Raw genomic sequence first — 13,155 nt, forward strand, 5'->3', positions numbered from 1 at the left:
GAATAAACTAGTTCACACGCTGAAGTTGCCGTTTCTCAAGAAATGTAAGTGTTTTTTCAAGGTTCGCAAGAGATTGAGCTGCATTTTGATTACCGCTCTGCTTTGCTTTTTCCCACCAGTAATATGCCCGAACACGATCCACAGGAACAGCCAGGCCGCGATTGAACATAACCCCTAACCTATATTGGGCAACATCGTTGCCTTTTTGGGCCAATGGGGCCCAGACACTCAATGCCTGTTGATATTCTTCGAGCGTAAATGCCAGTTCCGCAAGTTCCAATTGCTCCGATAACGATAAGGCACTCGGGGCAACCGTAACGGCAGGTGCCGCCGTCTTTGGCTGGACGACCGGCTGCTGCGGTGACACCGCGGCAACGGTTTGCACCGTTTCAGTTTTTGGTTGAACCGTCTCAGAAACCTGGGTTGCTGCAGGAGCAGTCGTCTGAACAGAAGAAGCTTCCGTCGTTGCCGCAGGTTGGCTGTTCGTCACAGTCCGATCTGGACTTTCTGTTTTCACCTCAGAAGTATCAACAGCTTTTTCCTGTTCACTATCGCCGGAGACCAAGGATTTAAGCGCTGCAAAAAACCCTTTTTCCTCTTTTGGTTTATCAGCGACCGGGACTGCGACCACCTTTGGGCTCTCACTTGGGGCTGCCTTCGAGAAAACTGTTGCTTCACCAGAGGTTTGAACTTTGTTTTCACTTCCCGCAAACGGGTTAAACTTCTTCTCGGCTTTCACGGTCGGAACTGGATTTTCGGGGGCCGTTGTTGAAGGGGCCGTCGCGGTTTTCGTGACCGAGGCGACACTGTCCTGTTTTGAAACAGGCGCAACCGGCGCAGTTTTCGATGCCGTCACTGGTTTCGAGACCTTATTCAAGACCGGCTTCGAGGCCGGCTTTGGTGTCGACGGCACCACCGTTTTTACCACACTGTCTTTTGACGGTTTGGGTAATGGGGCAACAACGGGCGCCTCTGGCGGTGAAGGTGATTTAACCACAGCGACGCTTTTCGGTTTTTTTTGTACCGTCTCGACGGGGATAGATTTCTTGGCGGGGGCCTCTTCCTCAGTCGCAGAAATATCAGGATCGCCCGCCACAAGGATCGACAACTTGTTTAAAGCCTGTTTATGCCCAGCTTTTGACGCAAGATTATACCAAGCCAAGGCTTTAGCTTTATTCTTCTCGACGCCTTTTCCGTATTCATACATCAGGCCCAGATTATATTGCGCAATTGTATGGCCATTTCTGGCGGCCTTTGTAAACCAGGAGGCCGCTTCGGTGAAATTTTGATCCACCCCTTCACCGTTCAGGTACATGGTTCCAACATTTGCCTGCGCCCGATCAAATCCCATATTGGCGGCGCGCTTATACCATTTAAGCGCGAGCGAGAAATCTTTCTCGACACCTAGGCCTCGCCGAAACAGATGTCCGATGTTTCGCATAGCAGCGGGATCGTCATCCTCAGCAAGAGGCAGCCAGTTTTCATAGGCTGTTTTATAGTCCCCTTGCTCATAGGCAGTGACAGCTTCATCGAAACCAGCTGTAACAACCGGGGCAATAGACAAAGACAGGACGACTGCAACAGCCGTACCTGTCAGAATTTTTTCAAGTTTCCGCATCAACTCAATCTACACTTTTGTGTTCTGTATGTCCCTTTTATTGGACTATACAGTAAAAAGACAGACCTATTGAAGTGAAATTCACCTTTGCAAATCAGGTCATGATCTGCCAGCTACCATCTGGCTGCCGACAGGCCGTTCCATAACCTTCTTCCAGCTTACCTCCGACTTCGATGGTTTGACGAAATTCTCTGCAATAACGACCCTTTGTATCCTGTCCATCCCGGACTGGCGTAATGGTGCCGCGATTACCACTTTCCGGATTATTCCAGGTGATCGTTTTATTCAATGGCGCTGCGGTTGCTCTTTGTTCCGCGCGGTCAATGGCAGCCCGATCCGCAGCATCCAGCGACTTACCAAATTCCTGCCCGATCATCGCACCGACCAGTGTCCCGACGGCCACCGCCGCCAACCGGCCAGAGCCACCACCGAATAACGATCCAAGTAATGCCCCGCCAACGCCGCCAATAATTGCGCCGCCGGTTTGTTTGGGATTTTCCCTTTGCGCAGCGCAGCCTGTCAGGGCTAGCATACTTGCCAACGCAAGAACGGATAGTGTTTTGCCTATTGCCATATTAAATCCTTCCTATCTTCATCAATACCGACTGCCTAACGCACTTTAAAAAATTATATGGTGCGCATTCAAACGGAATCACTGATTTTCATATCTTCCTCCCATATATTTATGGCGCGAATAAGACAACAGGTCGACAGATTGCCTCCGCTTGACTAAATTACCGGGCAACGAGATAACGTTCCTGCCCAAAACCGGAACTGACAAATTTTCTTAACCGCGAGTAAAACCATGAGCGTCACTAACCTGTCTGATTTAATTGCAGAATTTAATGACTGGCTGAAAAAAGCCGAAGCAAGCGAGCCAAATGATGCAAATGCGATGTCTCTTGCTACCGTCGGCACAGACGGCTTTCCTTCGGTTCGAATGGTTTTACTGAAAGATGTCACTGAACAGGGGTTTGTGTTTTACACAAACTTCGAAAGCCGCAAGGGAGAAGAACTGCTGGCAACCCCGAAGGCTGCCCTTTGCTTTCATTGGAAAAGCCTCCGACGCGCTGTTCGGGTCACAGGCACCGTCGAGGCAGTATCAGACGCAGAGGCTGACGCATATTTTGCCAGCCGTGCAAGGGACAGTCGCATTGGCGCCTGGGCCAGTCAACAATCCAGGCCCATGGATGGGCGTTTCTCGCTGGAGGCAGCGGTTGCCAAATATGCTGCGAAATATGCTGTTGGCGAAGTCCCCCGTCCGTCTTATTGGTCGGGTTTTCGCGTCCTACCGCAAGAAATCGAATTTTGGCGGGATAAACCCTTCCGCCTTCATGAACGTCGCCAATATTCCAAAGGTCCGGATGGCTGGGAAAAAGCCGTCTTATACCCTTGATCATACCCCGCAACGAAAAGTGTTCCCATGACCAGTCAGGCTGAAAAAAACAGCTCTTTAATGCGCTTTGCTACCTATGCAGCAGTATTCGTCGCGATCAGTCTGATTGCGATCAAATCCTGGGCGTATGTTGCAACAGATTCTGTATCGATCCTGTCGACCTTGGTTGACTCTGTTCTTGATCTGGGCGCGTCGATCGTCAACCTTCTTGCCGTTCGCCATGCCCTGACGCCTGCGGATGATGAACACCGATTTGGTCACGGAAAAGCAGAAGCCCTCGCCGGACTATTCCAGTCTGCCTTTATCGTGGGGTCGGCGATCTTCCTGTTATTGCAGGCTGCGGAACGGCTCGTTCACCCGCAACCCATTCAGGCAGGTTGGGTCGGTATCGGCGTCATGATTGCATCAATCGTGCTCACACTGTTTTTGGTTGTTTTCCAGCGCTTTGTTATCCGTCAGACCAAATCAGTCGCGATTTCAGCCGACTATCTTCATTATGCCGGTGACCTACTGGTCAATGCCAGTGTGATTTTAGCCATCATCTTAAGCGCGCAGTTAGGGTGGATCATGGCAGATGGTGTTTTCGCTATCGGCATTGCGATATACATAAGTTACAATGCCTGGAGCATTATTCGTATGTCCTTCGCAGATCTAATGGATGAGGAACTTCCCGAAGAAGATCGTCAACAAATCATTGATCTTGTGCTCACACAAAAAAGCGTCATGGGCGTTCACGAACTCAGAACACGCCGTTCAGGCCAAAAAGTCTTTATTCAAATGCATATTGACCTGCCGGCCTCTCTCAACCTGCAAGAAGCCCATGAAATCTCTGAAACGGTTGAAATGGAAGTTTTGAAACTGTATCCGGATGCAGAAGCGATCATTCATCAGGATCCCTACCCAGCTGCGACCCCATAATCATGGAGCTTTCAGAGCAGCTAGAAGTTCAACAGAAGCTGATTGCTTTCTTGATGGCGCACCCCAAGAACTGGGACCCGAGAGCCACTGCCACTGATCCGGTGGAGGTGATCGAAACTCACGGCGCCACCGTGTTGCTTGGTCCGACGGTTGCATTAAAGATCAAAAAAGCGGTCCATTTTGATCATATGAATTACAGTACATTGTCTCAGAGAAAGTATTTTTGTGACAAGGAAGTGGCCATAAATCAGAACAGCGCTCGGGGGCTTTATCACGGCGTAATTGCTCTGTACGGATCGAACGAAGAGTTTTCACTGACCCCGGGCCAGGAAATCGTCGAATATGCCGTAAAGATGCAGCGTTTCCCAAAAGGCTCCCGACTGGATGAGCGGGTTCAGACAGGTGATTTTCCTATGGAGATACAGGACAAGCTCTCCGATGCGCTTGCCAGCTATCATTTAAAAGCGGAAATCATTGATGATCCCGCCAAAATACCGACTTTCGCGACTGTCATTGAACAGAATTTTCACCAACTGGATCACTTTTGCCCTGAACTTCTCTCACAAGATGCCGTTAATGTTTTCCGCGAAAATCTTGCAAATGACGCTGACAGGCTTTCTCCTCTGTTTCAAAAACGCCAACAAGACGGGTGGATACGGGCAGGACATGGCGACTTACACCTTCAGAATATCTGTGTGCTAAATGATCAGCCATTGCTCTTTGATGCTATTGAATATCAAGACGACTTTGTCATAAGTGACATCCTTTATGATGTTGCGTTTCTGATTATGGATCTTTGGTATCGCGACCAGAAAATGCCTGCCAATCGAATTTTCAACCGTTATTTGGGCAAAATCGGATGGACGACCAGCGTGACACCCCTTGAAGGTCTCCAAGCCCTTCCCTTTTTTATGTCCATGCGGGCAGGCATTCGAACACATGTCGCGGGCAACCGTTACCGACAGGCAACGAAACCTGACCAAAAAGCCGTGCTATCAGAGCAAACGAGAAGCCTGTTTGATGCGGCCTGCGCCTATCGGCGATCGGGTCGCCCGAGCCTGATTGCCATTGGCGGATATTCTGGTAGCGGAAAATCAACCCTCGCCGAACGGCTTGCCCCGGAAGTCGGAGCCGCTGTCCCTGGCGCCATTCGATTGCGAAGTGATGTTCTAAGGCGACAGTTAATTGATTGGGATGATTACTCACCGATGCCTCAATGGGCCTACACGCCGCAAATGTCCGAAAAAACCTATTCTCTTATGGCACGGAATGCTCGTGCAATTTTACAGGCAGGCCATAGCGTGATTGTGGACGCTGTTTTGGACCGCCCAACCGATCAGCAGCAATTCAAAGAGCTTGCAGCCTCCCTAAACATCCCTTTTAACGGGTTATGGCTCAGTGTAAATAAAGACAATATGACAGACCGCATCAACAAACGAACACGGGACGCCTCGGATGCGACAGTTGATATTCTGGATAAACAATTGGCCGCCCAACATGAAATCCCGAATAGCTGGTCGATTATTGACGGAAACGGTAGTATAGAAGAAACTATCGTTCTCGCCAAAGAGGCATTACAATAAAAACAGCGTTTTAATCCGTATGATGAAAACCTCTTCAGCCAAATAACTTGGTTCTAACCCCTTACTTACGCTATATTATTTAAGCAGGATAACAAAGTGAGGTAGACAATGTCCGTGAAAACAGTTTTGGTTCCGCTCGTTGGTTCTGACCATACCTGCGACACTACGGCGCTCGACAGTGCCCTAACTGTTGCAAGTCGATTGAAGGCATATGTTGACGCCCTTCACGTTCGACTTGACCCTCGCTCCGCCGCGGCCTTTGTCGGAGAGGGCATGACTTCAGCGATGATCGAAAGTGTCATCGATATGGCTGAAAAAGACAGCCGGGCACGACGTCAAACTGCCCTCAACCTGTTCAACAAAACAACTGAAAAACTGGATAAGGCGCTAGATGGAAAGGTCAATTTCGTAGAACGTCAAGGCAACCGTGAAGATGTCCTGCTGAATTACGGCAGACTGTGTGACCTGATTGTTGTCTGCAAAAATGCTAACGAAGAAAATACCAGCAATGAGATGGTCATTAATGCCGCATTACTGGAAACCGGCCGGCCCGTGTTGGTCGTTGATTCTCCTATTACCAAAGAGTTTGGCAAAAATGTTGCTGTTATCTGGAATGGTTCCGCCGAATCAAGCCGGGCAATTACCCATGCATTACCGATCCTGAAAGATGCCGATAAAGTTACCCTGATTTGTGCCGTGGATGATCTGGATGATGAATTGCATTCCGAAGAAGCCATCCGGTATCTGGAACGCCACGGGATAGCCGCCAGTGCCTGTGAAATCCGGGGAAGCAGCGGGCGAACAACAGCGGATCTTCTGATGTCGCAGGCAGAGAAGTGCGGCGCTGACTTTCTTGTGATGGGCGCATATACGCGCAGTCGGTTACGGCGCCTGTTTTTTGGTGCCGTAACAGGTGAAATTCTAGAGAAATGTAAACTCCCTGTTCTTATGGCGCATTAGGAAGGTTAAGCCTGATTAGCCGCCGTTTACGAATAGAATGCGACCATTTGTCTCTTGCCAAGGAAGCTTTATATTCGTATTCAACTTTTATAAAACATTTATGATTAAACACTAATAAGAATATAACCTGTAGCTAAAGAGGAAGTTGAAGGCATGACCGTGAACTATGACAAAGTGTTCGAGCAAGCCATTCAAAACCTAAAGGATGAAAACCGCTATAGGGTTTTTACCGAACTCGGACGCCACGCCGGTGATTTTCCACGGGCGACACGTCATACAGAAACAGGTGAGCAAGAAGTTACAATCTGGTGTTCAAATGATTATCTGGGCATGGGCCAAAACCCAAAAGTGATTGCTGCAATGAAAGAGGCTGTCGAGAAATACGGCGCAGGCGCAGGCGGCACACGCAACATTTCAGGTAATACACACATGGTCTGTGAGCTGGAAAAAGAACTTGCGGACCTTCACAACAAAGAAGCCGCGCTGGTGTTCACATCTGGCTTTGTCTCCAACGATGCGACCATCAGCACACTGGGCAAACTAATGCCGGGTGCAATCATTTTGTCTGATGAGCTTAATCATGCGTCGATGATTGACGGCGTTCGCCATTCCGGATGCGAAAAAATGATCTTTAAACATAATGATGTTGCAGATCTGGAAGAAAAACTCAAAAGTATCGATCCAAATCGCCCGAAGATTATCGCATTTGAATCTGTTTATTCGATGGATGGTGATATCTCTCCCATGGCAAAAATTTGTGACCTTGCCGACAAATATAATGCCATGACCTACTTGGACGAAGTACATGCCGTGGGCCTGTACGGACAACGCGGCGGCGGAATTGCGGAACGCGAAGGGCTTATGGATCGTATCGATATTATGGAAGGCACAATGGGCAAGGCCTTTGGTGTTGTTGGCGGATTTATTACCGGGTCAGCCAATATTGTTGATGCCATTCGCTCATATGCTGCTGGCTTTATATTTACGACAACGCTGCCGCCCGTGATCGCCGCTGGCGCCTTGGCCAGCATTCGCCACCTAAAAGAAAGCGAAGCGGAACGGACAGCGCATCAGGAACGCGCAGCAACCCTTAAACGTTTGCTTGCGGAAGCCGGACTGCCTGTCATGAACACACAAACCCATATCGTTCCCGTGATGGTGTATGATGCAGCTCTTTGTAAAGAAGCCAGTGATATCTTGTTGGAAGATTACGGTATTTATATTCAACCAATTAATTTTCCAACCGTTCCGCGCGGTGAAGAGCGGCTGAGAATTACCCCCTCCCCGCTTCACGATGATACCATGATGAGTGCCCTCGTGAATGCACTGACAGAAGTCTGGGGTCGACTGGGCCTGAAACAGGCAGCGTAAAAAGATGTCGCTTATCGATCCCACACGATCGCTATTGCTTATCATTGATTTTCAAGAGCGCCTTTTACCGGCTCTTCAGGACGGATCTGAAGCTGTGTCCATAGCCACGCTCTTGCTCAACGCTGCCGGGCAGTTATCGATACCAGTTGTCATGACTGAACAGAACCCGGATAAGCTCGGAGGTACAACAAGCGCCCTTTCTCCGGGACCATCAAGCCTGCTCGTTCCCAAAATGACGTTTAACAGTTGCCAGGCCGATGGCTTTCAAACGGCTCTTGGAAATAAAAATCATCTGATTGTTGTCGGCGCAGAAGCTCATGTTTGTGTTCTCCAGACTGTTTTGGGACTGTGTGAGTTGGGAAAAAGCGTCTTTGTTGTGTCTGATGGGATTGCATCGCGCACATACCAAAACAAAGACGCCGCCCTTACCAGAATGGCGAAGAGCGGCGCAGAAATCGTTACCGGAGAAATGGTGATCTTTGAATGGCTTCAAACAGCTGAACATCCATCATTCAAAGATATTCACCCGTTGATCAAATAAAGAAATCGGGCAACAGTTCTTCTTCTGTCACACCATCGTATCGATATTTCGAAAGATCAGCCACGCCAACACTTGCCAGAACTTCGTCATCAACATAGAAATTCCCGGTGAATTCTTTCGAGTCTCTCGTCAGAACAATATGTGCTGCATCAGACATAATTTCGGGTTTCCGGCAGTTACGGCTAATCTGACCACCACCGATCATATCCATTGCAGCAGTGTCGATCGCGGTGCGGGGCCAAAGTCCATTAAACGCAATTCCGGCTTTCCTAAACTCTTCCGCCATACCAAGAACACACAGGCTCATTCCATATTTTGCCATACTATAGGCGACATGCGGCTTGAACCAGCGCGCCTCAAAATTTAGCGGAGGCGACAAATTCAATACTTGTGGATTGTCCGCATCTTTCAAGTATGGAATTGCTTTTTGCGAACACAAAAACGTTCCGCGCACATTGATCTGATGCATCAGATCGTAGCGTTTCATCGGTGTCTGAAGGGTGCCGGTCAAACTAATAGCCGACGCGTTATTCACAAGAATATCGATACCGCCAAATGTCAGCGCCGCTTTTTCCATTGCCTTCTCAACAACGTCTTCTTCTCGGACATCAACAATCAGTGGTAATGCGGTTCCACCAGCAGCTTCGATTTCTTCCGCTGCTGTGTAGATAGTCCCCTTTAATTTCGGATGTGGCTCAGCTGTTTTCGCAGCAACAACAATATTTGCCCCATCAGCCGCAGCACGCTTTGCAATCGCCAATCCGATCCCCCGGCTCGCTCCTGTGATGAATAGTGTTTTCCCTTTTAATGTGCTCATACCGCACCCCTTTCTGGTTTCCTGCTCCAGATACTGATCATCTGCCCTTAAACTCAGGTTTGCGTTTTTCACCGAAGGCAGTCACTCCTTCAACCCAATCCTCGGTCGCACTACAAGCCGCAAAATTCTCAGCTTCTGAATTCAACTGTTCTTCAAGGCTGTTATTTAATGACGCGTGTAACATCTGTTTGGTTCGGCCAATTGCGACAGTCGGACCATTCGCAAGGCGCCGCGCCAGTTGATTGATTTCCATTTCCATATCGGCAACAGGTACGACTTTGTTCACCAGTCCGAGCCTAAAGGCTTCTTCTGCGTCAAATCGATCACCGAGCATTGCTATTTCCATTGCCTTCTTCAAACCGACCATTCTCGGTAAAGAATAGGTTCCAGAACCATCTGGCGTAGTCGCAATATTTATATAGGCCAAGGTAAAAAAGGCATTATCGGCTGCAATTACAAGATCACACGCCATGGCCAACGACAGACCAAAACCAGCGGCAGCGCCCTGCACACTACCAATGATAGGTTTGCGCATCCGGCGCATTGTCACCATTGTTGGGTGAAGACCGTGAATACGGGCCTCAAATTCCTTGCGCCGGGCATCTGCTTCTTTTTTGGCAATCTCTCCAAAGGAAATGACATCCCCGCCAGCCATGAAATGATCGCCAGCCCCCTTGATAATTACACACCGAATGTCATCGTCCGTTTCAATATCCACGACAGCTTCATACAGCTTACGACGCATTTCAATGGACAACGCGTTCCGGCTTTCCGGACGGTTCATTGTTAGAGTTGCAATCCCATCTTCTTTTTCAAACAGCAAATGATCTGACATAATTCTTCTTTCTTATTGTTCGTTGTGATCAGTTTCTTGTCTTTTAACGTCGGTCTCAGGCGACTTTATCCCGAGCCGATTTACGCACACCATATCGCCAGACACCGTCCTGTCCGACAGTTCGAGCGAATTCGTTTGTACCAACCAGATAATGACAATGTGCGAGGCCTTCCGCAATCCCAAGACCAATATCATTTTCCCCTAATTCACGGTCGAACAGGTCTGGCAAAATCTCAATGGCCGTTTTCGGCGATTGACATGCCGCTCTTAGGCGATCAAGTCTTTCCTGGTGATGGCTTTCATAAAAATCCAATTGATTATGCAACCCGACGAACACATCGTTATGGGCCGGCAACACAAGAAGGTCATCCGGCAGATGACGGAATTTATTAATTGAATCCAGGAATTTTTTAAGCGGGTTGGCAAAAGGTTCCGCCGGATAGACGCCAATATGCGGCGTAATACGCGGAAGAACCTGATCGCCGGAAATCAAAATATTCTTATCTTTATTGTGCAGGCAAACATGTTCAGGTGCGTGACCTGTCCCAACGATTACCTGCCACTCCGACCCCCCGATGGACAGAACATCCCCTTCATCCAAACGAACAAAACCCATCGGCATGGAATGAAAGGCCTTATTAAACATATTAAATCCGCGGTCTTTTACGCGCTTCATCATTGGCTCTGTGAAACCAATCTTCTGATAGAATTCAACAACATAATCCGGAGTTTTTTCCTCTCCCTCCAGATACAGCATGCGCCCGAAAGTCCATTCACCAAAGCTCATGGTCAATGGGATATTCCATTTTTCGGTAATCCAGCCAGCAAGCCCCATATGATCGGGATGGAAATGAGTACAAATCAGTCTGGTTACAGGTTTTCCATCAAGGAAGTTGTCAAAAATTTCTTCCCATAAAGACTTTATTTTACTGGAGTTAAAACCGGAATCGACAATCGTCCAGCCGTCGTCATCCTCCAATAAATAGAGATTGATATAGTCCAGACCTTTAAACGGTATCGGCATACGGACCCAGAAGACACCTTCAGTGATTTTCAAGACTTCCCCATCATCTGGGCGGGTACCTAGCGGGTATGTGATTTCTTGTTGTTTTTTCATTCATTCTTCCCGGTAGCGAATTTTCACGCAAAAACAATTGTGGCGGCCGAAGCCGCCACAATCAACAGTTAAATATGATGAACTTTCCCCAAAGGTCAAACCCAATCAGGCAACCAGGTTTTCCTCATCAATTGCAAAAAGCAACTCTGGTCCCTCTGTAACCGGGCCCAAAAGGGCCGCAGCCTGCGGTAGTATTTGCGCAGCAAAGAAACGGGCAGTCGCAACTTTCGCTTTCAGGAATTTCTGATCAGCGTCGCCTGCCTCCAACAACTCTTTTGCTTTCACAGCTGACTGAGCCATCAGATACCCACCCACTGTTGTTGCAAACATCCGCAAGTAAGGTGTCGCCCCTGCAGGCGCCGCATTTGGATCATTCGAAGCATTGCTATACATCCATTCAGTCGCTTCCCTTAAGGCCGTCACAGCAACACCGAGATGACGAGAGATTTCAGCCAGTTCAGAGTCCTCTCCGTTCATATCATGGGCGAGACGATCCATATCAGACAATAGGTTCCGAACGGGGGCACCGCCCTGAAGACCCAATTTACGGCCAACCAGATCAAGTGCCTGAATACCATTTGTTCCTTCATAGATCGGCAGAATACGAGCATCCCGATAATGTTGACCAGCCCCCGTTTCCTCAATGAAGCCCATGCCGCCGTGAATTTGCACACCAATAGACGCAAGTTCCACACCTAAATCAGTGCACCATCCTTTTGATAAGGGGATCAGCAATTCGGCAAGCCCCAGCTGACGTTCCCGCTCTGCCTCATCCGGATGATTATGGGCTTTATCAAGACTGGCACCGTTCAGGTAAATCAGGCACCGCATAGCTTCAATCTGCGACTTCATCGTCATTAACATCCGGCGTACATCCGCATGCTTTACAATTGGGGCGCTTTCTCCCTTGGCTGTTCCCGGTGCTTTGCCCTGCTTGCGATCCAGCGCATATTCAACAGCCTGTTGATACGCCCGCTCAGCGATAGCGAGCCCTTGCGTTCCCACGCCAAGACGCGCGCTGTTCATCATTGTGAACATACATGCCATGCCTTTATTTTCGCCGCCGATCAGGTATCCAACACAGTCACCATTATCGCCGTAAGACATAACCGCAGTCGGGCTTGCATGGATGCCGATTTTTTCTTCCAGCGAAACACATTTCAAATCGTTCCGCTTACCCAGAGAACCATCGTCGTTCACTAGAAATTTCGGAACAATGAATAGTGAGATGCCGCGGGTTCCAGCGGGAGAGCCCGGCGTTCTTGCCAGAACAAGATGAATGATATTGTCAGTCATCTCATGCTCGCCATAGGTAATGAAGATTTTTTGCCCGGAAATCCGCCAGCTTCCATCCTCAGCGGGTTCCGCTTTTGCCCGCAAAGCGCCGACATCTGAACCTGCATGACTTTCTGTCAGGTTCATGGTTGCGGTCCATTCTCCCGTAACAAGTTTATTCAGGTATTTTTCCTTTTGCTCATCTGAACCATGGGCAATCAGGCTTTCGATTGCCCCTTGCGTCAACAGCGGACAAAGAGCGAAAGACAGGTTAGCGGCGTTCCACATTTCAACCGTTGCAAGCGTCACAGCCTGAGGCATTGCGCCGCCTTCAAATTCCTCAGGGCTGGAAATTCCGTTCCATCCTCCTTCTGCAAACATCTTGTAGGCTTCTGCCCATCCTTCAGGCGATGTTACAACACCATCCTTCACAGAAGTTCCTGCCAGGTCTCCCGCCTTGTTCAAAGGAGAGAGTACATTTGTCGCCAGTTTGGATGCTTCTTCAAGAACAGCATCTACAACATCACTCTCAGCATGAGAAAATGTTTCAATCTCACTAAGCTCATCAAGCCCGATAACATTGTTTAGAACAAAGCGCATGTCTTTGATCGGTGCTTTATATTCGCCCATGGGATAATCCTTCCAAATTACTGCTTATGTGTTTGCAGCAGTTATGCCATAGTCACGGCACTAAAAAAAAGTATTTTAGTAGCAATGATCCTGT

At 48.7% G+C, this 13,155-nt stretch carries 12 protein-coding genes; 6 read left to right on the forward strand and 6 right to left on the reverse strand.

Translation table 11 applies throughout. From position 1 onward, the window contains the following. Positions 1–7: 7 nt before the first annotated feature. Positions 8–1,618: a tetratricopeptide repeat protein gene (locus OIR97_RS12850; RefSeq protein ID WP_169546109.1), complete on the reverse strand. Its 1,611-nt coding sequence runs from the start codon at positions 1,616–1,618 to the stop codon at positions 8–10. A 94-nt stretch (positions 1,619–1,712) separates the two neighbouring features. Further along, positions 1,713–2,192: an RT0821/Lpp0805 family surface protein gene (locus tag OIR97_RS12855; RefSeq protein ID WP_169546110.1), complete on the reverse strand. Its 480-nt coding sequence runs from the start codon at positions 2,190–2,192 to the stop codon at positions 1,713–1,715. 231 nt (positions 2,193–2,423) lie between these two features. Here OIR97_RS12855 and pdxH point away from each other — a divergent pair, with 231 nt between their 5' ends. The 6 genes from pdxH to OIR97_RS12885 all read left to right on the forward strand — a co-directional run bounded on the left by pdxH (position 2,424) and on the right by OIR97_RS12885 (position 8,387). Next, positions 2,424–3,014 carry a pyridoxamine 5'-phosphate oxidase gene (gene pdxH, locus OIR97_RS12860; protein WP_169546111.1) on the forward strand — a complete coding sequence of 197 codons (591 nt, stop codon included), beginning with the start codon at positions 2,424–2,426 and terminating at the stop codon, positions 3,012–3,014. 27 nt (positions 3,015–3,041) lie between these two features. Further along, a complete protein-coding gene (locus OIR97_RS12865; RefSeq protein ID WP_169546112.1) occupies positions 3,042–3,932 on the forward strand; it encodes a cation diffusion facilitator family transporter in 891 nt (296 codons plus the stop codon). A gap of 2 nt (positions 3,933–3,934) precedes the next feature. Next, entirely contained in the window at positions 3,935–5,515 is a 1,581-nt protein-coding gene (locus tag OIR97_RS12870; RefSeq protein ID WP_169546113.1) for a bifunctional aminoglycoside phosphotransferase/ATP-binding protein, read from the forward strand. 108 nt (positions 5,516–5,623) lie between these two features. After that, the gene (locus OIR97_RS12875; protein ID WP_169546114.1) at positions 5,624–6,475 is read left to right on the forward strand and encodes a universal stress protein; all 852 of its coding nucleotides are present in this window, start codon (positions 5,624–5,626) and stop codon (positions 6,473–6,475) included. Positions 6,476–6,634: 159 nt separating this feature from the next. Then, positions 6,635–7,846 carry a 5-aminolevulinate synthase gene (gene hemA, locus OIR97_RS12880; protein ID WP_169546195.1) on the forward strand — a complete coding sequence of 404 codons (1,212 nt, stop codon included), beginning with the start codon at positions 6,635–6,637 and terminating at the stop codon, positions 7,844–7,846. A 4-nt stretch (positions 7,847–7,850) separates the two neighbouring features. Further along, positions 7,851–8,387 (forward strand): isochorismatase family protein, encoded by a 537-nt coding sequence (locus OIR97_RS12885; protein ID WP_169546115.1) that lies wholly within the window; start codon positions 7,851–7,853, stop codon positions 8,385–8,387. On the opposite strand, the gene OIR97_RS12890 is transcribed toward OIR97_RS12885, so the two are convergent. The 4 genes from OIR97_RS12890 to OIR97_RS12905 all read right to left on the reverse strand — a co-directional run bounded on the left by OIR97_RS12890 (position 8,380) and on the right by OIR97_RS12905 (position 13,061). After that, positions 8,380–9,204 carry an SDR family oxidoreductase gene (locus tag OIR97_RS12890; protein ID WP_169546196.1) on the reverse strand — a complete coding sequence of 275 codons (825 nt, stop codon included), beginning with the start codon at positions 9,202–9,204 and terminating at the stop codon, positions 8,380–8,382. The two genes, OIR97_RS12885 and OIR97_RS12890, sit on opposite strands and share 8 nt — an antisense overlap. A 37-nt stretch (positions 9,205–9,241) precedes the next feature. Continuing rightward, entirely contained in the window at positions 9,242–10,039 is a 798-nt protein-coding gene (locus tag OIR97_RS12895) for an enoyl-CoA hydratase (protein ID WP_169546116.1), read from the reverse strand. Positions 10,040–10,094: 55 nt separating this feature from the next. Continuing rightward, complete coding sequence (locus tag OIR97_RS12900) at positions 10,095–11,156, reverse strand: MBL fold metallo-hydrolase (RefSeq protein ID WP_169546117.1); 1,062 nt, start codon at positions 11,154–11,156, stop codon at positions 10,095–10,097. 105 nt (positions 11,157–11,261) lie between these two features. Then, positions 11,262–13,061, reverse strand: coding sequence for an acyl-CoA dehydrogenase C-terminal domain-containing protein (locus OIR97_RS12905; protein WP_169546118.1), 1,800 nt, complete (start codon positions 13,059–13,061; stop codon positions 11,262–11,264). Positions 13,062–13,155 lie beyond the last annotated feature (94 nt).

Source organism: Sneathiella aquimaris, from assembly GCF_026409565.1.
Classification (GTDB): Bacteria; Pseudomonadota; Alphaproteobacteria; order Sneathiellales; family Sneathiellaceae; genus Sneathiella; species Sneathiella aquimaris.